Annotated in this window: 21 protein-coding genes; 5 read left to right on the top strand and 16 right to left on the bottom strand. The window is 66.2% G+C overall.

Features of this window, described 5'->3' with window-relative positions:
- Window positions 1-4 precede the first annotated feature (4 nt).
- From trpB to GO999_RS06880, 16 genes are all read right to left on the bottom strand, one after another.
- Window positions 5-1,198, bottom strand: a complete 1,194-nt coding sequence (gene trpB, locus GO999_RS06955; RefSeq protein WP_016722990.1) for a tryptophan synthase subunit beta — start codon at window positions 1,196-1,198, stop codon at window positions 5-7.
- 95 nt (window positions 1,199-1,293) lie between these two features.
- A complete protein-coding gene (locus tag GO999_RS06950; protein WP_016722989.1) occupies window positions 1,294-1,998 on the bottom strand; it encodes a phosphoribosylanthranilate isomerase in 705 nt (234 codons plus the stop codon).
- Window positions 1,995-2,819: a tRNA pseudouridine(38-40) synthase TruA gene (truA, locus tag GO999_RS06945; protein WP_016727020.1), complete on the bottom strand. Its 825-nt coding sequence runs from the start codon at window positions 2,817-2,819 to the stop codon at window positions 1,995-1,997. Before truA ends, GO999_RS06950 begins: the two co-directional genes overlap by 4 nt.
- Before the next feature lie 85 nt (window positions 2,820-2,904).
- Window positions 2,905-5,799, bottom strand: a complete 2,895-nt coding sequence (tapV, locus tag GO999_RS06940; protein ID WP_211906696.1) for a FimV/HubP family polar landmark-like protein TapV — start codon at window positions 5,797-5,799, stop codon at window positions 2,905-2,907.
- A 388-nt stretch (window positions 5,800-6,187) separates the two neighbouring features.
- Window positions 6,188-7,291 carry an aspartate-semialdehyde dehydrogenase gene (gene asd / locus GO999_RS06935; protein ID WP_011001923.1) on the bottom strand — a complete coding sequence of 368 codons (1,104 nt, stop codon included), beginning with the start codon at window positions 7,289-7,291 and terminating at the stop codon, window positions 6,188-6,190.
- Between the two features lie 82 nt (window positions 7,292-7,373).
- Entirely contained in the window at window positions 7,374-7,511 is a 138-nt protein-coding gene (locus tag GO999_RS06930; protein WP_211906695.1) for a hypothetical protein, read from the bottom strand.
- Window positions 7,512-7,622: 111 nt separating this feature from the next.
- Entirely contained in the window at window positions 7,623-8,693 is a 1,071-nt protein-coding gene (gene leuB / locus GO999_RS06925) for a 3-isopropylmalate dehydrogenase (protein ID WP_058907233.1), read from the bottom strand.
- Window positions 8,694-8,723: 30 nt separating this feature from the next.
- A complete protein-coding gene (gene leuD / locus GO999_RS06920) occupies window positions 8,724-9,374 on the bottom strand; it encodes a 3-isopropylmalate dehydratase small subunit (protein ID WP_011001925.1) in 651 nt (216 codons plus the stop codon).
- Between the two features lie 19 nt (window positions 9,375-9,393).
- Window positions 9,394-10,803, bottom strand: a complete 1,410-nt coding sequence (gene leuC, locus GO999_RS06915; protein ID WP_011001926.1) for a 3-isopropylmalate dehydratase large subunit — start codon at window positions 10,801-10,803, stop codon at window positions 9,394-9,396.
- Window positions 10,804-11,004: 201 nt separating this feature from the next.
- Window positions 11,005-12,306 carry a citrate synthase gene (gltA, locus tag GO999_RS06910; protein WP_011001927.1) on the bottom strand — a complete coding sequence of 434 codons (1,302 nt, stop codon included), beginning with the start codon at window positions 12,304-12,306 and terminating at the stop codon, window positions 11,005-11,007.
- 114 nt (window positions 12,307-12,420) lie between these two features.
- On the bottom strand, window positions 12,421-12,708 hold the full coding sequence (locus tag GO999_RS06905) for an FAD assembly factor SdhE (protein WP_011001928.1): 288 nt from the start codon (window positions 12,706-12,708) through the stop codon (window positions 12,421-12,423).
- Window positions 12,709-12,762: 54 nt separating this feature from the next.
- Window positions 12,763-13,464 (bottom strand): succinate dehydrogenase iron-sulfur subunit, encoded by a 702-nt coding sequence (locus GO999_RS06900; protein WP_003264033.1) that lies wholly within the window; start codon window positions 13,462-13,464, stop codon window positions 12,763-12,765.
- A gap of 22 nt (window positions 13,465-13,486) precedes the next feature.
- A complete protein-coding gene (gene sdhA / locus GO999_RS06895; protein WP_011001929.1) occupies window positions 13,487-15,265 on the bottom strand; it encodes a succinate dehydrogenase flavoprotein subunit in 1,779 nt (592 codons plus the stop codon).
- Between the two features lie 3 nt (window positions 15,266-15,268).
- A complete protein-coding gene (gene sdhD / locus GO999_RS06890; protein WP_011001930.1) occupies window positions 15,269-15,634 on the bottom strand; it encodes a succinate dehydrogenase, hydrophobic membrane anchor protein in 366 nt (121 codons plus the stop codon).
- 10 nt (window positions 15,635-15,644) lie between these two features.
- The gene (gene sdhC, locus GO999_RS06885) at window positions 15,645-16,055 is read right to left on the bottom strand and encodes a succinate dehydrogenase, cytochrome b556 subunit (RefSeq protein WP_016722983.1); all 411 of its coding nucleotides are present in this window, start codon (window positions 16,053-16,055) and stop codon (window positions 15,645-15,647) included.
- A gap of 248 nt (window positions 16,056-16,303) precedes the next feature.
- Window positions 16,304-17,110, bottom strand: coding sequence for a GntR family transcriptional regulator (locus GO999_RS06880; RefSeq protein WP_016727023.1), 807 nt, complete (start codon window positions 17,108-17,110; stop codon window positions 16,304-16,306).
- A 350-nt stretch (window positions 17,111-17,460) separates the two neighbouring features.
- Here GO999_RS06880 and GO999_RS06875 point away from each other — a divergent pair, with 350 nt between their 5' ends.
- The 5 genes from GO999_RS06875 to GO999_RS06855 all read left to right on the top strand — a co-directional run bounded on the left by GO999_RS06875 (window position 17,461) and on the right by GO999_RS06855 (window position 22,787).
- Complete coding sequence (locus GO999_RS06875; RefSeq protein WP_011001933.1) at window positions 17,461-18,450, top strand: malate dehydrogenase; 990 nt, start codon at window positions 17,461-17,463, stop codon at window positions 18,448-18,450.
- Window positions 18,451-18,558: 108 nt separating this feature from the next.
- Window positions 18,559-19,539 carry an HpcH/HpaI aldolase/citrate lyase family protein gene (locus GO999_RS06870; RefSeq protein WP_019718608.1) on the top strand — a complete coding sequence of 327 codons (981 nt, stop codon included), beginning with the start codon at window positions 18,559-18,561 and terminating at the stop codon, window positions 19,537-19,539.
- Between the two features lie 31 nt (window positions 19,540-19,570).
- Window positions 19,571-20,467, top strand: coding sequence for a methylisocitrate lyase (gene prpB, locus GO999_RS06865; RefSeq protein WP_211906694.1), 897 nt, complete (start codon window positions 19,571-19,573; stop codon window positions 20,465-20,467).
- A gap of 247 nt (window positions 20,468-20,714) precedes the next feature.
- On the top strand, window positions 20,715-21,296 hold the full coding sequence (locus GO999_RS06860; protein ID WP_211906693.1) for a hypothetical protein: 582 nt from the start codon (window positions 20,715-20,717) through the stop codon (window positions 21,294-21,296).
- Between the two features lie 24 nt (window positions 21,297-21,320).
- Window positions 21,321-22,787 carry a bifunctional 2-methylcitrate dehydratase/aconitate hydratase gene (locus GO999_RS06855; RefSeq protein WP_211906692.1) on the top strand — a complete coding sequence of 489 codons (1,467 nt, stop codon included), beginning with the start codon at window positions 21,321-21,323 and terminating at the stop codon, window positions 22,785-22,787.
- Window positions 22,788-22,803: the final 16 nt, after the last annotated feature.

Below are 22,803 nucleotides of genomic sequence, written 5' to 3'. Positions count from 1 at the left end.
TGCGTCAGAGATCGATGCCCGAGAGTTCGGCGACGGTATGCATGTCCTTGTCGCCGCGGCCGGACAGGTTGACCAGCAGGATCTTGTCCTTCGGCAGCGTCGGCGCCAGCTTGCAGGCGTAGGCCAGCGCATGGCTGGACTCCAGCGCGGGGATGATGCCCTCCATGCGGCACAGGTCGTGGAAGGCCTGCAGCGCTTCCTTGTCGGTGATGCCGACATACTGCGCGCGACCCGCGTCCTTCAGCCAGGCATGCTCGGGGCCGACACCGGGGTAGTCCAGGCCGGCCGAGATCGAATGCGTCTCGATGATCTGGCCGTCCTCGTCCTGCAGCAGATAGGTGCGGTTGCCGTGCAGCACGCCCGGCGAGCCGCCCGTGAGCGACGCGGCATGCCGGCCCGACTCGAGGCCCTCGCCCGCCGCTTCCACGCCGATCAGCTGCACGCTGGCATGGTCGATGTACGGATAGAAAATGCCCATGGCGTTGGAGCCGCCGCCCACGCAGGCGATCACGGCGTCCGGCTGGCGGCCGGCCAGCTCGGGCATCTGCACCTTGCATTCCTCGCCGATCACGGCCTGGAAGTCGCGCACCATCATCGGATACGGGTGCGGACCGGCCACGGTGCCGATGATGTAGAAGGTGTCGGCCACGTTGGTGACCCAGTCGCGCATCGCTTCATTCAGCGCGTCCTTGAGCGTGCGCGAACCGGACTCCACCGGCACCACGGTCGCGCCCAGCAGCTTCATGCGATAGACGTTGGCGGCCTGCCGGCGCACGTCCTCGCTGCCCATGTAGACCACGCACTCCATGCCGTAGCGCGCGGCGATGGTGGCGGTGGCCACGCCGTGCTGGCCGGCGCCGGTCTCGGCGATCACGCGCGGCTTGCCCATGCGGCGCGCCAGCAGCGCCTGGCCGATGACGTTGTTCACCTTGTGCGCGCCGGTGTGGTTCAGGTCTTCGCGCTTGAGGTAGATCTGCGCGCCGCCGCAATGCTCGGTCAGGCGGCGGGCATGGTAGATGGGCGACGGACGGCCGACGAAATGCTTCAGCTCGTACTCGTATTCCTTGATGAATTCGGGATCGTGCTGATAGCGCGCATAGGCATCGCGCAGCTCGTCCAGCGCGTGGGACAGCGTTTCCGCAACGAAGGTGCCGCCGTAAGGGCCGAAGTGGCCGTGGGCGTCGGGCAGGTTGTACATGGCAATCTCTCGAGGCATCCGCCGGGCTCAGACCAGGGACCGGCCGGCGGCGATATTCAGGAAGGTGCGAACCGCGAGAGACCGGCCAATGTGGCTCAGGCTTGCACCGACGCGCCCAGGGCGGCATCGGCCTCGCGGACCGCACGCACGAATGCGGTCATGCGGGCGCGGTCTTTCACGCCCCGTGCGGCCTCGATTCCGCTGCTCACGTCGACAGCGTAAGGCCGCACACGCTCAATCGCGCCAGCGACGTTTTGCGCGCTCAACCCACCACTCAAAACGAGCCGAGGAGCGGCGCTTGGCGGTGCGGATTGCGAGAGCCATTGCGGGGGAATCAGGGTCCAGTCGAAGACGTGGCCGCCGCCGCCGTAGCCCTCGACGAATGCGTCGAGCAGCAACCCCTGGGCAGCGGCAAACCGATCGGCGAATTCTACCAAATCGGTTCCCGGCTGAACACGCAGGGCGCGCAGCCAGGGCAGCCCCACCTTCCCGGCGATCTCCGCGCACTGCTCGGGCGTCTCGTCGCCGTGGAACTGCAGCAGCGTGAGCGGTACCTGGTCGAGCACCCGGGCCACGTCGTCGGCGCTGGCATTGACGAACAGGCCCGTCACGGTGACGAACGGACCGGCACGGCGGGCCAGCTCGGCCGCGCGCCCGGTGGCGACGTAGCGGGGGCTGGGCGGATAGAACACCAGCCCGATGGCATCGGCGCCCAGCGCGACGGCATGGTCGACGTCGTCCGGCTGGGTCAGGCCACAGAGCTTGATACGGGTACGGTGAAGCGGCATGGCAATGGTCATGGGCCGGCGTGCTCGTCGAACACGCCGCGAAACAGGCTGGACGACGCCGGGGATGCCGGCAGCCGGAAGGCATCAGGATAGCCGACCTCGGCAAGGTACAGGCCGTCGGGCATGAAGGTGGGGGCGGCGGCCTTGCGGTCGCGCGCGGCCAGCACCTCGCCCATCCACGCCGCCGGGCGCTTGCCCCGGCCGATCGCCACCAGGCAGCCCATGATGTTGCGCACCATGTGGTGCAGGAAGGCACTGCCGCGGATGCGCACGAACACCCATTCGCCCTGCCCCCGCACCTCGGTCGAATACATCGTCTTGACGGGCGACTTGGCCTGGCATTCTGCCGCACGGAAGGAGGAAAAATCGTGCTCGCCGACCAGCACCTGCGCGGCCTCGTGCATGGCTGTCACGTCAAGTGACTGTCCGGGCGGCAGCGTCACGTAGCCAGCCTTGCCTTCGAGCAGCGGTGCGCGCGTCGGACCGTAGGTCAGCGCGTAGTAGTACGTGCGGCGATGCGCGGAGAAGCGCGCGTGAAAATCTTCCGGCATCGCCTGCGCCCAGCGCACGGCTACCGTCGGCGGGAGGAAGGCATTGGTGCCGCGCACCCACGAGAATGGATCGCGCACCAGGTCGGTGTCGAGATGGACCACCTGCCCCAGCGCATGCACGCCGGCGTCGGTGCGGCCTGCCACGGTGGTCGGCAAGGCCACGCCGGCAAACTCGCGCAGCGCCGCCTCGAGCACGTCCTGCACGGTGTTGCCGTGCGGTTGCGACTGCCATCCCGAAAACGCGGCACCGTCGTACTGGATGCCGAGCGCGATGCGCGTCATGCCGAATGAATCCCCATGCGAAATGAAAAACGCCGGCAGGATACCACCCTGCCGGCGTTGGCGAAGCCGTACGGCGCAGTGCCGATCAGCCGATCTGGCGCATCAGCGCCTGGGCCTCGGCGTGGAACGACGGATCGCCCAGGTCCAGCACTTCCTGCAGCAGCTCGCGCGCACCTTCCTTGTCGCCGATCTCGATGTAGGCCTTGGCCAGATCGAACTTGATCTGCAGGTCGCGCACGCCATCGATGCCACCCTCGGCCGACAGCGTGTGCGGGAGGTTGGTGTCCAGGCGCATGACCGTCAGCGGCTCTTCTTGCTGCGCGACGACCTCCTGGGGCTGCGGCGCTGCGTCGAGCTGCACCGGCGTTTCCGGCAGGTCGGCAGGCTGCGCCCAGGCCGGCAGGCTGTCTGCGGCCACGGCGGCAGGCGCCGGCTCCACGGCAGGCGTCTCGGCAACGGGCGCCGTCGGGTTCAGGTCCAACGACAGATCGGACAGATCCATGTGCAGCGGCGGCACCGAAGCCGGCTGGAACGCTTCGCCGGCATGGCCAGCGAAGTCGGTCTGCGGCAGTTCGAGCGCCGGCGGGGCTTCCGGCTCGGCAAGCGGCTGGAACACCTCGGCTGCCTGGAGCGGCGCCGTGATCGGCTCGCCGGCCGCCGGCGCCGGGAAGGATTCCAGCGGCAGCTCCAGATCCGCCAGTTGCGGTGCCTTGGTCGACGGCATGGACGGATCCATGCCCGGATCCACCGTGGTCCATTCTTCGCCGCGGCGGGTGGTTTCGCCCGTCACGGTCGGCTTGAACGCCTCGGCAGCCGCCGCGACAGCGCCCATGCCCGCCAGGGCAGCGCCCGCAGCAGCCACGGCACCACCGCCGGCGTGACCGTGACGGTCATCGGCGGCAACCTGCTCGTGGTGGCCGTCGCCCTGCACCGTCAGGTACAGCGGATTGGCCGGATCGAACTTGCGGCCCAGCGCGGCGGCCTCGGCCCAGTCGGGCGATGCGGCCCCCACCTGCGCCAGCATTTCCTCGGCGATGGTCTGGAAGCCGTGCGCATCCTGGCGGTTGGCGTAGATTTCCATCAGTTTGAGGCGGATGGCCTGGCGCTCCGGATGCTGCTCGAGCGCCTCGCGCAGGATTTCCTCGGCCTGCACGTCGCGGCCATAGGCGATGTAGACGTCGGCTTCCGCGATCGGATCGACTTCATTGCTCTCGTTGCCACCGCCGATGCGGAAATCGGCCCCGAACACGCTGTGCTGCGACGTATCGATGCTCTGGCCGCCAGCCGCGCCGAACAGCGAGTTGGCCCCGGCCATCACCGTGCTCTCCTGCGACAGCAGGCTGTCCTGAAAGCCGTGCGCCTGCTCGGGCTTCTGCTGGCGACGGCGATACACCGCCAAGCCGCCCGCCAGCGCCACCACCAGGCCGCCCAGGCCCAGCGCCATCGGATTGCCCAGCAGCGAGGAGAAGAACGACTCTTCCTCGGCCGGCGGCTGCGGTGCCACCACCACTGGCGCCTTCCTGGGCGCAGCGGCGGGAGCCGAAGCCTCGGCCGCCACCGGTGCGCTGGCCGCTGCCGGCGTGGCAGCAGCCGGAGCCGACGCGCCCGCCGTTGCCGTGGCCGACGAAGCCGTTTCCGCCGAGGACGCGGCCGCAGCCGGGGCTTGTGCCGGCGTTGCCGAAGCCGAAGCTGACGGCGCCGGTGCGTTGGCAGCCGTCACCGCCGGCGCAGCCGTCGCCGGCGACGGCGCAGCACCCGCGGCGGGCTTGGCAGCCGCCGCCTTGGCGAGCTCCGCATTCTTCACTTCGATCAGGTGCTGCATCTCGGAGAGGTTCTTCTCCAGTTGCGCCACCCGCGATTCCATTTCCTTGAGCGCGTGCTCCTTGGCAACCAGTTCCTCCGCACGTGCGCCGGCGGTGGCAGCGGCCTTGCCGGTGCGATCCGCCTTGGACAGGCGCAGCTCGTCGCGCTCGCTGGCGGACGGCGTAGCCTGATCCTGGACACGGGCGGACACGCTGCCGCTCTGCTGCCTGGCGGAATCGGTATCCGTCGCGGCATTGGCTTCGGCGGCCGTAGCCAGGCGGCTGCGGTAGCCGGCAAAGCCGGACGTCTGCGCGACCACCTCGCGGCGTGCCTCACGCGACGACACCTTCTGCGCTTCGGCCGCCGACGGAACCGTCAGCACGGAGCCGGTACGCAGGCGGTTGATATTGCCGCCGATGAATGCCTTGGGATTGTTTCGGTACAGCGCAAGCAGCATCTGGTCCAGCGACACGCCGTCCTGGCCCTGCACGGCATTCGAGGCGACGTCGTAGAGGCTGTCGCCGCGCTGCACGGTGTATCCCGCGCCGGACGACGGCTCCGCCGCGGCCGCATCCGCTTGCGGGCGGGCGGCGGCCTGGCGCGCCGGACGGGCGGCGCGCGGTGCGGCCGCCGGTGCCTGCGGTGCAGCCGCGACCGGAGCCGGCGTGGAATCGACCACACCCGGCGTCGTGGCCTGCACTACCGGCGTCGGCGCAAAATTGCGGGGCGTATTGCTGGAGCCCGCGGGGTCCAGCAGGAAGGTATAGGCGCGCGAGACGCGGCCCGATGCCCAGGTCAGGTCGACCAGGATATCGACGAACGGCTCGGCGACCGGCTGGGCGGAAATCACCCGCACCACGTAGCTGCCGCCGGACTGGCGCACCAGCGAGGCCCGCAGCGTCGAGACGATCGGGTTGTAGGTCAGGCCGGCGCGCTGGTAGGCATCAGGCGAAGCCAGCTTGGCGACCAGATTCTGGGCCTCTTCCTCGGTCACGCCGCTCAGATCGATCTCGGCCTGCAGCGGCTGTCCCAGGCTGGAACGCACGTGCAAAGCGCCGAAGCCGGCCGCGTGCGCGGCGGGCTGGATCAGCAGCAGGCTTGCCGCGGCAATTGCGACAGCCGACCAGCGAGGACTGCGATGGGACGATTCTCTCCGGCGGTATTGGCTCACCCTCACCTTCGACTCCGTGATCTTTTTAATGTGCAAAACGAACTTAGCATCAATGAGTTAGCGCAGCAATCTCACTTGAAACGTGAGATGCCGAGGGCTCGACACCGTCGATGTCAATCCAAACGACGTAAATGGCGGTATCTGAAGCGTTCGGCGTACCCCCCGGAATACGAACGCTCCGATGCGGCGCTAACTCCTCCCCGTTGCTCGCCCACCCTACGAATGGGCGGACGGCGTTCCGGCCGCTATTGTGTACCAACGTAACAGTCCGTGGGCGTCCGGATGAAAAACGCCGCGTGGTGTGCGCGGCGTGGCGGCAAAAATCCTCAATTTTGTTGTCAGGTTGCAACGACAAGCATTGCGCCCCGACAACCTGCCGACAGCAAAGCCGGGATCACTTGCCCAGCAGAATGCGCAGCATCCGACGCAGCGGTTCGGCAGCGCCCCAGAGCAACTGGTCGCCGATCACGAACGCGCTGACATATTCCGGACCCATATTCAGCTTACGCACGCGGCCCACGCCGATATCCAGCCCGCCGGTGATGGCCGCGGGCGTCAGCTCCTGTTCGGTGATGCCGCGCTCGTTCGGCACCCACTTCACCCACGGGTTGCCCGAACGGATGATGGACTCGATCTCTTCGAGCGGCAGGTCGCGCTTGAGCTTGAGCGTCAGGCCCAGGCTGTGGCAGCGCATCGCGCCGATCCGCACGCACAGGCCGTCCACGGGAATCGTCCGGGCGGTGCCCAGGATCTTGTTGACCTCAGCCTGGCCCTTCCATTCTTCCTTGGACTGGCCGTTGTCGAGCTGCTTGTCGATCCAGGGGATCAGGCCACCGGCCAGCGGTGCCGGGAAGTACTCGGTCGGCACGTCCTCGCGGATGGTCTTGGCAACCTTGCGGTCGATCTCCAGGATGGCCGAGGCCGGGCTGGCCAGCTCTTCCTCCACTTCGCGGTGGATCACCCCCATGCCCTTGAGCAGTTCGCGCATGTGGTTGGCACCACCGCCCGATGCAGCCTGGTAGGTCATCGAGCTGACCCACTCGACCAGCCCGTCGCGGAACAGGCCGCCCACGCCCATCAGCAGGATGGAGTTGGTGCAGTTACCGCCGATGAAATTCTTGGTCCCGCGGGCAACGGCGTCCTTGATCAGCTGCAGGTTGACCGGGTCCAGCACGATCACCGCGTCGTCTTCCATGCGCAGCGTCGAAGCGGCGTCGATCCAATAGCCGTTCCAGCCGGCGGCGCGCAGCTTCGGGAAGATCTCGGTGGTGTAGTCACCGCCCTGGCAGGTGATGATGGTGTCGCACTGCTTGAGCGCGTCGATATCGTTGGCGTCCGCCAGCGGGGCGTCCGTCTTGGCGAACGACGGCGCTTTGCCGCCGGCATTGCTGGTGCTGAAGAACACCGTATCGATCAGGTCGAAATCCTTTTCTTCCTGCATGCGCTGCATCAGCACGCTGCCGACCATGCCGCGCCAACCGACGAGACCTACCTTCATGATGTGGAACCCTTAGTGATTTTCCCCGCCTCGGACGCCCGGCGTGACCGCGCGGGGAAGGCGAACGGGCACGACGGACGATCTACGAGATCGTTTTTTTAGTAATGATTTTGGTGGTCGTGCGAATCTCGACGGTCGTCATGCGAGCGCGTGCGGCAGCGCCCTTGGCGGCGATGGCCAGGGTGCCCAGAATGCCGAAGAGGAGCGCGGTCGAGATCATCCGACAAAATATACACGATTTGGCTGCAGCACAATGCGGTGCAGCATAGCGCCGCGCAAAAAACCACGGTCGCGGTGCCGCATGTGACGGCACCGCAACGCGTGGTCCGGCTTACAGCGCGGCCACCACGGCGTCGCCCATCTCCACCGTGCCGACCTGCTTGCAGCCCGGCGTCAGGATGTCGCCAGTGCGATAGCCTTGGGCCAGCACCTTCTTGACCGCGTTCTCGATGCGGTCCGCCTGCTCGGCCTTGCCCAGCGTGTAGCGCAGCATCATCGCCGCCGACAGGATGGTCGCCAGCGGGTTGGCGATGCCCTTGCCCGCGATGTCCGGGGCCGAACCGTGCGACGGCTCGTACAGGCCCTTGTTGTTGGCATCGAGCGAGGCCGACGGCAGCATGCCGATCGAGCCCGTCAGCATCGCGGCCTCGTCCGACAGGATGTCGCCGAACATGTTGCCGGTGACAACCACGTCGAAGTTCTTGGGCGCCTTGACCAGCTGCATCGCGGCGTTGTCCACGTACATGTGCGAGAGCTCGACCTCGGGGTACTCCTTGTGCACGTCGGTGACAATGTCCTTCCAGAACTGGAAGGTCTCCAGCACGTTGGCCTTGTCGACGCTGCACAGCTTCTTGCCGCGCTTGGCCGCCGCCTGGAAGGCGACGTGCGCGATGCGACGGATTTCCGGCTCGCTGTAGCGCATGGTGTCGAAGCCCTCGCGCGCGCCGGCGAACAGGCCGTCCGGTGCGGCACGCACGCCGCGCGGCTGGCCGAAGTAGATATCGCCGGTCAGTTCGCGCACGATCAGGATGTCGAGCCCCGCCACGATTTCGGGCTTCAGGCTCGATGCACCGGCCAGCTCCGGATAGCAGATCGCCGGGCGGAAGTTGGCGAACAGTTGCAGGTGCTTGCGCAGGCCCAGGATGGCCTGCTCGGGACGCAGTTCGCGCGGCAGCGTGTCGTACTTCCAGTCGCCGACGGCGCCGAACAGGATGGCATCGGCTTCCTTGGCGAGCTTGAGCGTGTCCTCTGGCAGCGGATGACCCTTGGCCTCGTAGCCGGCGCCGCCGACGGGCGCGGTTTCCATCTCGAACGTCTCGCCCAGCGCCTTGAGCACCTTGACGGCCTCGGCTACGATTTCCGTGCCAATGCCGTCACCCGGCAACACTGCAATTTTGGTCATGCGTTTGTCCTTGTTATGCATTTGCCGGCATCAGCCGACCAGCTTGTGCGCGAGCCACGGCATCTTGGCCAGGCGTTGTGCTTCGTAGGCCTTGATCTGATCGGCGTAGCGCAGGGTCAGGCCGATGTCGTCGAAACCGTTGAGCAAGCAGTACTTGCGGAAGGCCGTGACATCGAACGGATAGGCCGTGCCGCCCGGCGTGACGACAACCTGCTTGTCCAGATCCACAGTGAGCTGGTAGCCGGTGAAGGCCTGCGTCTCGTTGAACAGGTGGTCGACCTGCGACTCCGTCAGCACGATCGGCAGCAGGCCGTTCTTGAAGCAGTTGTTGAAGAAGATGTCGGCAAAGCTCGGCGCGATGATGGCGCGGAAGCCGTACTGCTGCAGCGCCCAGGGAGCATGCTCGCGCGAGCTGCCGCAGCCGAAGTTCTTGCGCGCAAGCAGGACCGATGCGCCCTGATAGCGCGGCTGATTCAGCACGAAGTCCGGGTTCAGCGGACGCTTGCTGTTGTCCTGGCCGGGCTCGCCCACGTCCTTGTAGCGCCACTCGTCGAACAGGTTCGGGCCGAAGCCGGTACGCTTGATCGACTTGAGGAATTGCTTCGGAATGATGGCGTCGGTATCGACGTTCTCGCGGTCCAGCGGCGCAACCAGGCCGGTGTGGATGGTGAATTGTTCCATGATCGTTCTCTCCTGCCGGTCAGCCGAGCTTGCGCACGTCGACGAAGTGGCCTTCCAGCGCGGCGGCGGCGGCCATCGCCGGGCTCACCAGGTGGGTGCGGCCGCCCGCGCCCTGCCGGCCTTCGAAATTGCGGTTGGACGTGGACGCGCAGCGCTCGCCCGGCTCCAGCCGGTCGGCGTTCATCGCCAGGCACATCGAGCAGCCCGGCTCGCGCCATTCGAAGCCGGCGGCCTTGAAAATTTTGTCCAGCCCTTCGCGCTCGGCCTGCTCCTTGACCAGGCCCGAACCCGGCACCACCATGGCCAGCTTCACGTTGGAGGCAATGCGCTTGCCGAGCTTCTGCACCACCCAGGCGGCGGCGCGCATGTCCTCGATGCGGCTGTTGGTGCACGAGCCGATGAAGACCTTGTCGATGCGGATGTCGCCGATGGCGACGTTGGGCTGCAGGGCCATGTACTCGAGCGCGCGCTCCATGGCATTGCGCTTGACCGGGTCCTTTTCCTTGTCCGGATCCGGCACGCGGTCTTCGATGCTGACCACCATTTCCGGCGAGGTGCCCCAGCTCACCTGCGGGCGGATCTCTTCGGCGCGCAGCTCGACCACGTGGTCGAAGCGGGCACCCTCATCGGAGTGCAGCGAGCGCCAGTAGGCCACGGCCTGCTCCCATTCCACGCCCTGCGGCGCGAACGGACGGCCCTTGATGTACTCGAGCGTGATGTCGTCCACGCCGACCATGCCGGCGCGCGCGCCCGCCTCGATCGCCATGTTGCACACCGTCATGCGGCCTTCCATCGACAGCGCGCGGATGGCCGAGCCACCGAACTCCATCGCGTAGCCGGTGCCGCCCGCCGTGCCGATCTTGCCGATGATGGCGAGCACGATGTCCTTGGCGGTGCAGCCGCGCGGCAGCGTGCCTTCGACCTTCACCAGCATGTTCTTGCTCTTCTTGGCGAGCAGCGTCTGCGTGGCCAGCACGTGCTCGACTTCCGAGGTGCCGATGCCGTGCGCCAGCGCGCCGAACGCGCCGTGCGTGCTGGTGTGCGAGTCGCCGCAGACCACCGTCATGCCCGGCAGCGTCGCGCCCTGCTCCGGCCCGATCACGTGCACGATGCCCTGGCGCTTGTCGGTCATCTTGAATTGCGTGATGCCGAAGCTGTCGCAGTTGGCATCGAGCGTGTCGACCTGCAGCTTGGAGACCGGGTCGGCGATGCCGTGCGAGCGGTCGGTGGTCGGCACGTTGTGGTCCGAGACGGCCAGGTTCGCGCTGATGCGCCAGACCGGGCGGTTGGCCAGCTTCAGGCCCTCGAACGCCTGTGGGCTGGTCACCTCGTGCAGCAGTTGGCGGTCGATGTAGAGCACGGTCGTGCCGTCCTCTTCGGTGTGGACGACGTGGTCGTCCCAGAGTTTGTCGTAGAGCGTCTTGGCCATGATGCGATCCGTGCACAGTGCGCCGTGTGCGGGCGCCCGCGCGGGCAGTTTCGTGGGGAGTGACCGATTATGCCACCCGGCGGCCGCGAGGCTGGACGTCACTGGCGAAAGGGGGTTTCGTCGTTTTGCGAAGGCCGCGGGCAACAAAAAACCCCGCCGGTCGCCCGGGCGGGGTTTCGCACGCCATGTGCGCCGAACGGATCAGCGCTTGCCCAGCTCGGGCACCGCGCGGGTGGCGGCGCCGTTGAACAGCTGGCGCGGACGGCCGATCTTGTATTCCGGATCGGTGATCATCTCTTCCCACTGCGCGATCCAGCCCACCGAGCGGGCCAGCGCGAAGATGCAGGTGAACATCGAGGTCGGGATGCCCAGCGCGCGCTGCACGATGCCCGAGTAGAAATCGACGTTCGGATACAGCTTGCGGCTGACGAAGTATTCGTCTTCCAGCGCGATCTTCTCGAGCGCCATGGCCAGCTTGAACAGGCGATCGTTCTCCAGGCCGAGTTCCTGCAGCACTTCATGGCAGGTCTCACGCATCAGCTTGGCGCGCGGATCGTAGTTCTTGTACACGCGGTGGCCGAAGCCCATCAGGCGCACGCCGCTGTTCTTGTCCTTGACCTGCTTGATGAACTCATCGATCTTGTCGACGCTGCCGATCTCTTCCAGCATGTTCAGCGCCGCTTCGTTCGCACCGCCGTGCGCCGGGCCCCACAGGCAGGCGATGCCGGCTGCAATGGCGGCGATCGGGTTGGTACCCGAGGAGCCGGCCAGGCGCACCGTCGAGGTCGAGGCGTTCTGCTCGTGGTCGGCGTGCAGGATGAAGATGCGGTCGAGCGCGCGCTCAAGCACCGGGTTGACCTTGTAGTCCTCGCACGGCGTGGCGAACATCATGCGCATGAAGTTGCCGGTGTAGGACAGGTTGTTCTGCGGGTAGATCAGCGGCTGGCCGATGTTGTACTTGTAGGCCATCGCCACCAGTGTCGGCAGCTTGGCGATCAGGCGGATCTGCGAGATCTCGCGCTCGCGCGAATCGTTGATGTTGGCGGCATCCGGATAGAACGCGCTCATGGCGCCCACCAGGCCGGTCAGCACGGCCATCGGATGCGCATCGCGACGGAAGCCGCGCAGGAAGAACTGCATCTGCTCATGCACCATGGTGTGGTTCATGACGGTGCTGTTGAACTCATCCTTCTGCTTGGCGTTGGGCAGCTCGCCCTTGAGCAGCAGGTAGCAGATTTCCAGGAAGTCGCACTTGCCCGCCAGATCGTCGATGGCGTAGCCGCGATAGAGCAGCTCGCCCTTGTCGCCATCGATATAGGTGATCTTGGAGTTGCACGACGCGGTCGACATGAAGCCGGGGTCGTAGGTGAACTTGCCCGTCTGGCCGTACAGCTTGCGGATGTCGATCACGTCCGGGCCAACCGTGCCCGTGTAGATCGGCAACTCGACGCTGGGCGAGCCATCGGAAAACGATAGGGTGGCTTTCACATCGGACGGCGTCATGTCGGTTTCCTTCTCTGCTGTTTATAAAAATGGACTCGGGAGTCTCCCGCTAGACGGATCGCACAAAACCGGGGGCCAGAGCGATTCGCCTTGCGGCAACCTCTCGCAGCACGCCTAGACGGCGCGCAACAAGCTCAGCACATGCCGTACGGAAGGCACGTCGAGCGCTCCTTCGGGCTCCTTGCGGGCCAGCAGGAGATCCATCAGATCGTTGTCCGGCAACTCGAACAACTGCGTGAGCGCGCCGACGTCGTCATCGGACAGCTCGGTCTCGTAGCGGTTGAAAAAACGCTCGACGATGATGTCGTTCTCCAGCAGGCCGCGTCGGGCACGCCAGCGCAGGCGCGCGCGCCTGTGCGGATCGGACTGGTGGGAAAACGTCGAAGTGTTCACGGCGGTCATGCTCTACAAAGTGCGTCGCCGGAACAATCGCTCCGGCGACGCTGGGCTGGCGGCTTACACCGCGCGGCGCACCATCAGTTCCTTGATCTTGCCGATGGCCTTGGTCGGGTTCAGACCCTTCGGGCACACATCGACGCAGTTCATGATGGTGTGGCAGCGGAACAGGCGGTACGGGTCCTCGAGGTTGTCGAGGCGCTCGCTGGTCGCCTGGTCGCGGCTGTCGGCGATGAAACGGTAGGCCTGCAGCAGGCCGGCCGGGCCGACGAACTTGTCTGGGTTCCACCAGAACGACGGGCACGACGTCGAGCAGCTCGCGCACAGGATGCACTCGTACAGGCCGTCGAGCTCTTCGCGCTCTTCCGGCGACTGCAGGCGCTCCTTCTCGGGCGGCGGCTCGTCGTTGATCAGGAACGGCTTGATCGAGTGGTACTGGTTGAAGAACTGCGTCATGTCGACGATCAGGTCGCGCACCACGGGCAGGCCCGGCAGCGGACGCAGCACAATCTTCTCGGGCAGCTCGCGCATGTTGGTCAGGCAGGCCAGACCATTCTTGCCGTTGATGTTCATGGCGTCGGAGCCGCACACGCCTTCGCGGCACGAGCGGCGGAACGCGATCGACTCGTCCAGCTTCTTCAGCTTGACCAGTGCGTCGAGCAGCATGCGCTCATGGCCGTCGAGCTCGACCTCGTAGGTCTGCATGCGGGGGGCTGCGTCCTTGTCCGGATCGTAGCGATAGACTTCAAAAATACGCTTCATTTTTGTGGGTCCTTTCCGGTGCTTAGAAGGTCCGCGCCTTGGGCGGCACGCTTTCCACCGACAGCGGCTTCATCTGCACGGGCTTGTACTCGAGGCGGTTGCCTTCGCTGTAGAACAGCGTGTGCTTGAGCCAGTTGTCGTCGTCACGGTTCGGGAAATCGCTGTGGGCGTGTGCGCCGCGCGATTCCCTGCGGGCGGCGGCCGACACCATCGTCGCCTTGGCGACTTCCACCAGGTTGGCCACTTCCAGCGCTTCGACGCGCGCGGTGTTGAACACCTTGGACTTGTCCTTCAGGTGGATGTTGGCGGCGCGCTCGGTCACTTCCATGATGCGCTCGACGCCTTCGTCCATCAGCTTCTGCGTGCGGAACACGCCGGCATGCGCCTGCATGTTGCGGCGGATATCGTTGGCGACGTCCTGCGCGTACTCGCCCGAGCTGGAGCTGTCCAGCTTGGCCAGGCGGGCCAGCGCGCGGTCGGCGGCATCGGCCGGCAGCGGCTTGTGTTCGCGGTTCTTCAGGTTCTGCGCGACGATGTGGTTACCGGCCGAGCGGCCGAACACCACCAGGTCGAGCAGCGAGTTCGTGCCCAGGCGGTTGGCGCCGTGCACCGACACGCACGAGCATTCGCCGATCGCGTAGAAGCCGTTCACGACTTCGTTCGGGCTGCCGTTCTTCGGCACCACGACCTGGCCGTGATAGTTGGTCGGGATACCGCCCATCTGGTAGTGGATGGTCGGCACCACCGGGATCGGTTCCTTGATGGCGTCCACGTTGGCGAACTTCAGGCCGATCTCGCGGATGGACGGCAGGCGCTTCATGATGGTCTCGGCACCGACGTGGGTCAGGTCGAGCAGCACGTAGTCGCCGTTCGGGCCGCAGCCTCGGCCTTCCTTGATTTCCTGGTCCATCGAGCGCGACACGAAGTCACGCGGCGCCAGATCCTTCAGCGTCGGGGCATAGCGCTCCATGAAGCGCTCGCCGTCCTTGTTACGCAGGATACCGCCCTCGCCGCGCACGCCTTCGGTGATCAGCACGCCCGCGCCGGCCACGCCGGTCGGGTGGAACTGCCAGAACTCCATGTCTTCCAGCGGGATGCCGGCGCGCGCCGCCATGCCCAGGCCGTCACCCGTGTTGATGAAGGCGTTGGTGGAAGCTGCGTAGATACGGCCGGCACCGCCCGTGGCGAACAGCGTGGTCTTGGCTTCGAGGATATAGACCTCGCCGGTTTCCATTTCCAGCGCGGTCACGCCCAGCACGTCGCCGTCCTGGTCGCGGATCAGGTCCAGCGCCATCCATTCGACGAAGAAGTGGGTCTTGGCACGCACGTTGCGCTGGTACAGCGTGTGCAGCAGCGCGTGGCCGGTCCGGTCGGCGGCGGCGCAGGCACGCTGCACCGGCTTCTCGCCGTAGTTGGACGTGTGGCCGCCGAACGGGCGCTGGTAGATGGTGCCGTCGGCATTGCGGTCGAACGGCATGCCGAAGTGCTCCAGTTCATAGACCACTTGCGGCGCCTGGCGGCACATGAACTCGATCGCATCCTGGTCACCGAGCCAGTCGGAACCCTTGATGGTGTCGTAGAAGTGATAGTGCCAGTTGTCTTCGCTCATGTTGCCCAGCGAAGCACCGATGCCACCTTGCGCCGCCACGGTGTGGGAGCGGGTGGGGAAAACCTTGGACAGCACGGCCACGGAAAGGCCGGCTTCAGCGAGCTGCAGCGATGCGCGCATGCCCGCGCCGCCCGCGCCGACGATCACGACGTCGAACTTGCGGCGCGGCAGCCCAGTCTTGACTGCGACCATGTCTTAAACCCTCCAGAGAATCTGAGCTGCGTAGCCCGCGCAACCGACGAGCCACAGAATCGTCAACACTTGCAGCGTCAAACGCACTGCCACGGGCTTCACGTAGTCCATCCAGATGTCACGCACGCCGATCCATGCGTGATATGTGAGCGACAGGAAAGCGAGGAACGTCAGCAGCTTCATCCACTGGTTGGCGAACAGGCCTGCCCAGCTTTGGTACGACGTGTCTTTCGAAAACAGGAACGCGGCCAGCAGCACGATGGTGTAGACCGCCATGATCACGGCGGTGACGCGCTGCGCGAGGAAGTCCTTCAGGCCGTAGTGTGCGCCGACGACGAGGCGCTTGGGACCGATATTGTTTTGTGCCATCGGGGACTCCTCAGAACAGGCCGAACAACTTGGCGCCGAACACGACGGTCAGCAGCAGGCTGACGATCAGCACGCTCACGGCCGACTTGGACGACGTGGTCTTGTCGATGCCGATGTGCAGGTCGAGGATCAGGTAGCGGATGCCGGCGCAGAAGTGGTGCAGGTAGGCCCAGATGAGCGCGAGGACGACAACCTTGGCGAAGCCGTTGGACAGAAGCGCCGTGAACTTGGCGAAACTGATTTCCGACGTGAGACTCTGCTCGAACAGGTACAGCACGAACGGAAGAAGAAGGAACATCAGCGCACCGCTGGCGCGATGCAGGATGGACACCTTGCCGGCCCAGGGCAACCGGTAGCGGGCGATATCCCCCAGACCGATGTTCCTGAATTCCGGCCTGGCTTTCTTGATGGCTTCTGCCATGTCAGACCCCATTGGCTAAAACGACAAACGAAACTGCTTATGCAAATCCACGCGATTTTAGCGCGCTTTTGTTGCGCAGCGCACCAATAATTTCCCGCGCCGCGCGCCACTTTTGTGCTCCGTGCGCCAGCAACGATGCAGCGCCGCGAACGATTGCCCTCCCCCGTCTTCACGGCGCGCAATACACTGTTGCGCACGCCACAAATCAAGCGCCGCCGGGCCAGTGGGGCCGGCACGACGGCGCACCGTCAACTCAATTCATTCTGGTAATAGTGCCGCGTCGTGACATACAGGCCGCGACGCAGCTCCACCGGCTTGTCACCAAACGTGTGCGACACCCGCTCGACCGACAGCAACGGCGAACCCGGCGCCACCGACAGCAGCCCGGCCGTGCCCGCATCCGCGGCCACGGCGCGGATGCGCTCGGTGGCACGCAACATGCGCACACCGAACTCGGCCTCAAAAAATGCGTACATCGGCCCCTTCCAGTCGGTGAGCTTTTCGGCCGTCAGACCCTTGAAGCTCGAGCCGGGCAGCCAGATCTCTTCGAACACGGTCGGCTCGCCGGAGAAGAACAGCACGCGGCGGATCTGCACCACGCTGTCGCCCGGCTTGAGGTCGAGCAGGCGGGCGATCTCGGCGGGCGCGCGCAGGCGCTTGCACTCCAGCACGCGGCTGCTCGGATAGTGCTGCTCGCCCTGCTCCGGCATCAACCGCAGGAAGCGGAACTGCACGCCCTCTTCGTAATGCGTGGTAACGAAGGTGCCCTTGCCCTGCCGCCGCGCGACCAGGTTTTCGGCCGCCAGTTCGTCGATGGCCTTGCGCACCGTGCCCTGGCTGACCTTGTAGCGGGCCGCCAGTTCCATCTCGGAGGGGATCATCTCGCCCGGCTTCCACTCGCCGGCCTGCAGGCTCTGCAGGATCAGCGTCTTGATCTGCTGGTACAGCGGGCTGAAGGTGGGCGCCCCGGCTCCCACGCCCGCGGGCGACGCGCCCGCCTCGCCGCCCGGAGACGGCGGCACGGCGGCGGAATTGGAAGTGGAGGCACTCGACATAGCTGTCGATTTCACCACAAAAGCGATCCACGCGTCCAGCCCGTTTATAGAATGTCTTATGTCTTATATAAGACAGAAGATTCGTTGACTTCACAAGGGCCCCGGCCTACACTCGCGCCTGTTCCGGATGAAGGGCTCCACGCGGGCGCCGGCGCGGCCATCCTCCCTGACCCAAGGGTGTTTCCACTTCGTCATGCGGACGCAGTACACTCCGAGGCTCTTGCCGATTCCGGGCCGGCTGCCAGCGCGGCGCCCGGACCGGCAATGCCTGCGCAGTGGGCGCCGACATCCCGCCAGGATGCGACTTCGCGCAGGGCGATCCGCTTTTCACTACCGTTTGGAGAGTTCTCATGGCTAAAGCACCCATGCGCGTCGCGGTGACCGGCGCTGCTGGTCAGATCGGTTATGCACTGCTGTTCCGCATCGCCGCCGGCGAAATGCTGGGCAAGGATCAACCCGTCATCCTGCAACTGCTGGAAATCCCCGACGAGAAGGCCCAGAAGGCGCTCAAGGGCGTGATGATGGAGATCGAAGACTGCGCCTTCCCGCTGCTGGCCGGCATGGAAGCCCACGCCGACCCGATGACCGCATTCAAGGACGTGGACGTGGCCCTGCTGGTCGGCGCCCGCCCCCGCGGCCCGGGCATGGAGCGCAAGGACCTGCTGTCGGCCAACGCACAGATCTTCACGGCACAGGGCAAGGCCCTGAACGCCGTCGCTTCGCGCAACGTCAAGGTGCTGGTGGTCGGCAACCCGGCCAACACCAACGCCTACATCGCCATGAAGTCGGCACCGGACCTGCCGCGCGAGAACTTCACCGCGATGCTGCGCCTGGACCACAACCGCGCCCTGTCGCAGATCGCCGCCAAGACCGGCAAGCCGGTGTCGAGCATCGAAAAGCTGTTCGTGTGGGGCAACCACAGCCCGACGATGTACGCCGACTACCGCTACGCCACTATCGACGGCCAGAGCGTGAAGGACATGATCAACGACCCGGTGTGGAACAACGACGTGTTCCTGCCGACCGTCGGCAAGCGCGGCGCCGCCATCATCGAGGCGCGCGGCCTATCGTCGGCTGCCTCGGCCGCCAACGCCGCCATCGACCACGTGCGCGACTGGGTACTGGGCTCCAACGGCAAGATCGTCACGATGGGCATCCCGTCCAACGGCGACTACGAGATCCCGCAGGACGTGATGTTCGGCTTCCCAGTCACGACGGCCAACGGCAAGTACGAAGTGGTCAAGGGCTTCGAGGTCGACGCCTACAGCCGCGAGAAGATCAACATCACGCTCAAGGAACTGGAAGAAGAGCGTGCCGGCGTGCAGCACCTGCTGGGCTGACGCGCATGATCTGACGAGAAACCGGAGCGGATCGGCAGCGAACCCTCCGGTTTTTTTACATCCCAACCCGGCGCCGGAAACGTCCGCGCCCCCACCCAATACAACGCAGTGCACCCGACCGAGGTCTTGTTCCAGGACGATGCCGCACCGGCCCAGTTGCCGGTCTGCGACCACTATGCCGGCGCAGAAAAGCTGATGCGCAAGTCGCTCGCCCTGCAACAAGCGCTTGGACCGGTCTTCGACATCACCTTCGATTGCGAGGACGGCGCCGCCGTCGGCCAGGAGCGCGCGCATGCCGAACTGGCCGCGCGGCTCATCAACAGCGACGACAACCGCTTCAACCGCGTGGGCGTGCGCATCCACGACCCGAACCATGATGCCTGGGCCCAGGACGTCGACATCCTGGTCGGCCAGGCCGGGCGCCGGCTGGCCTACGTGACCGTGCCCAAGGTGCGCGACGTGGTGGAAGTCGCGCGCGTGACCGACCGGGTCAACCAGGCGGCCCGCGCGGCCGGCATCGCGCGGCACCTGCCGATCCACGTGCTGATCGAGACGCACGGCGCGCTGGCGCAGGTGTTCGACATCGCCGCGCTGGTACAGGTGGAGTGCCTGAGCTTCGGCCTGATGGACTTCGTCTCGGCGCACAACGGTGCGATTCCCGGCGCGGCGATGGGCTCGCCGGAGCAGTTCGAGCATCCGCTGATCCGCCGCGCGCTGACGGACATCGCCGCCGCCTGCCACGCGCACGGCAAGGTGCCGTCGCACAACGTGAGCACCGACATCAAGCGCCCGGACCGCGCCGGCACGGACGCCGCCCGCGCACGCAACGCATTCGGCTATCTGCGCAAGTGGAGCATCCACCCGGACCAGATCGAACCGATCGTCGCCGCGTTCCGCCCGTCGCACGATGAAGTGGCGCAGGCCGCCGCCATCCTGACGGCCGCGCAGGACGCGTCGTGGGGGCCGATCCAGCATGAAGGCCGCCTGCACGACCGCGCCAGCTACCGCTACTGGTGGGCCGTGCTGCAACGGGCGCACGCCACCGGCGTGACCGTGCCGCCCGAAGCCGCCGCGCGCTTCTTCGGATGACGCACGCGCAACCGCATTGAGGAGACCGGACATGACCCTCGCCCCGCAAGCCAGCCCCGGCGCCCGCTTCCGCCAGGCCCTGGCCGACGAATCGCCGCTGCAGATCGTCGGCGCCATCAACGCCAACCACGCGCTGCTCGCCAAGCGCGCCGGCTACCGCGCGATCTACCTGTCGGGCGGCGGCGTGGCGGCCGGCTCGCTGGGCCTGCCCGACCTCGGCATCTCGGGCCTGGACGACGTGCTGACCGACGTGCGCCGCATCACCGACGTGTGCGACGTGCCGCTGCTGGTGGACGTCGATACCGGCTTCGGCGCCTCGGCGTTCAACGTGGCGCGCACAACCCGCTCGCTCATCAAGTTCGGCGCGGCGGCCATGCATATCGAGGACCAGGTGGGCGCCAAGCGCTGCGGCCATCGGCCCAACAAGGAGATCGTCTCGAAGGACGAGATGGTCGACCGCATCAAGGCCGCCGTCGATGCCCGCACCGATCCGGGCTTCGTGGTGATGGCGCGCACCGACGCGCTGGCCGTGGAAGGCCTGGACCGCGCCATCGAGCGCGCCGTGGCCTGCGTGGAAGCCGGCGCGGATGCGATCTTCCCCGAGGCGATGACCGACCTGTCGATGTACCGCCGCTTCGTCGATGCGATGAAGGTGCCGGTGCTGGCCAACATCACCGAATTCGGCCAGACGCCGCTGTTCACGCGCGACGAGCTGGCCTCGGCGGGCGTGGCGATGATCCTGTACCCGCTGTCGGCGTTCCGCGCCATGAACAAGGCCGCCGAGAACGTCTACGCCGCCATCCGCCGCGACGGCACGCAGAAGAACGTGGTCGACGCCATGCAGACGCGCATGGAGCTGTACGACAGCATCGGCTACCACGACTACGAAGCCAAGCTGGACGCACTGTTCGCGCAGAGCCGCGGCTGAGGCTCGCGCCGATCGGCAAGCGCAGAGAAGGAGCAGCGTAAAGGCACAAGATACAAGGCGGCGGCCCGGACACCGGGCTGCGCACGGCGAGCCCCCCTCCATTTGGATGAAAGGTGGCATCGCCGGGCAATAGAACATTGGGCACGGCGTGCAAATCGGTCAAAATATCGGCCGGTGTGCGAAACGCCATGATGTTCCCAGTCCGTGGCGGCCGCCTCCCCCACCCTGTCCGACCGAAGGAAATTCTATGAACAAGTTCATCGTGGGCGCCTGTGCCGGCGTGCTTTCGCTGGCCGCATCGCAGTACGCCAGCGCCCAGCCCACCACGTCCGCCAAGCCGGCCGCCAAGAAGGCAACGGCGAAAAAGAAGGCCGCCAAGAAAGGCGCACCCGCCAAGGAAGTGGCCGCCAAGCCGGAAGGCGTGCTGTGGAAGTGCGAACTCGGCAACGAGATGTACATCGCGGGCGACATGACGCGTGACCAGGTCGTCACGATGCACTGGAAGGGCCGCAACTATCAGCTGCCGCGTCAATTGACCCGCACCGGCGCCGACCGCTACTTCGACCAGCGGACCGGCATGGACCTGGTGGTGATCCCCGCCAAGGCCATGCTGTTCGACCGCAACGAAGGCCACCGACTGGCCGACGAGTGCCAGACCGCGGAAATGGCCGCGGGCGCACCGGCCCCGACGCAAGGCGGCGCCCTGCGCGCGCCGGCCGGCCTGCCGCTGATGATGCAGGACAACGCCGCACCGGCGCCCGCTCCGGCGCCCGCTCCGGCGCCCGCTCCGGCCCCCACGCCGGACGCCACGCAACCGGCCAAGCCGTAACGCGAGAGGCCCCGGAAACACGCCATGTCCGCGCCGGCTGCGAACATCCGCCCGAAACCCGACAAGGTCATCGTCGACATCGTCGACTACGTGACCCGGTTCAAGGTCGACAGCAAGGCCGCCTATGAAACGGCGCGCCACTGCCTGATCGACACCTTGGGCTGCGGGCTGGAGGCGCTGTCGTATCCGGCGTGCACCAAGCTCCTGGGGCCCATCGTGCCGGGAACCGTCGTGCCGAACGGCGCGAAGGTCCCGGGCACCCAATTCCAGCTCGATCCGGTGCAGGCGGCGTTCAACATCGGCGCCATGATCCGCTGGCTGGATTTCAACGACACGTGGCTGGCCGCCGAATGGGGCCATCCGTCGGACAACCTCGGCGGCATCCTGGCCGTCGCGGACTGGCTGTCCCGCACGAACCTCGCCGGCGGCAAGCAGCCGCTCGCCATGAGGGACGTGCTGACCGCGATGATCAAGGCCCACGAGATCCAGGGCTGCATCGCGCTCGAAAACGCATTCAACCAGGTGGGGCTGGACCACATCGTGCTGGTCAAGGTCGCCACCGCCGCGGTGGTCGGGCAACTGCTCGGGCTGTCGCGCGAGGCGCTCATCAACGCCGTGTCGCTGGCGTGGGTCGATGGCCAGGCGCTGCGCACCTACCGCCATGCCCCGAACACGGGTAGCCGCAAGTCCTGGGCGGCGGGCGACGCCACCAGCCGCGGCGTGCGCCTGGCGCTGATCGCCAGGACCGGCGAGATGGGCTACCCCTCCGCCCTCACCGCCAAGGGCTGGGGCTTCTACGACGTGTCCTTCAAGGGCCGGCCGTTCAGGTTCCAGCGCAAGTACGGCACGTACGTGATGGAAAACGTGCTGTTCAAGATCAGCTTCCCGGCCGAGTTCCATGCGCAGACCGCCGCCGAAGCGGCCATGACACTGCACAGGGCCATTGCCAAGGCCGGCAAGACCGTCGATGACATCGAGCAGATCACGATCCGCACGCACGCAGCGGCAATCCGCATCATCGACAAGCAAGGCCCGCTGAACAATCCGGCGGACCGCGACCATTGCATCCAGTACATAGTCGCCGTGCCGCTCATCTTCGGCCGCCTGACCGCCGGGGATTACGAAGACACCGTCGCCCGCGACCCGCGCATCGATGCGCTGCGCAAGAAGATCGTCTGCGTGGAAGACCCGCAGTTCACCAAGGATTACCACGACCCGGAGAAGCGTTCGATCGCCAATGGGATCACCGTCCGGTTCAAGGGCAAGACGGCGCCCAACGAAAGGGCGCTCAAGGAGGTCGTGGTGGAGTACCCGATCGGCCACAGGCGGCGGCGCAAGGAAGGCATGCCGCTGCTGCTCGAGAAGTTCAGGACCAACCTGGCCCGCCGCTTTCCGGCCAGGCAGCAGGACGCCATCCTGCGCGCTTCGCTGGACCAGAAAGCGCTCGAGGCCATGCCGGTCAACGAGTATGTCGATTTGTACGTGATTTGATTTGATGTATCCGCGC

The sequence above is a fragment of the Ralstonia nicotianae genome (assembly GCF_018243235.1).
Lineage (GTDB): Bacteria > Pseudomonadota > Gammaproteobacteria > Burkholderiales > Burkholderiaceae > Ralstonia > Ralstonia nicotianae.
Note: the sequence above shows the minus strand (reverse complement) of the source record. Positions and strands in the feature narration are given on the sequence as shown.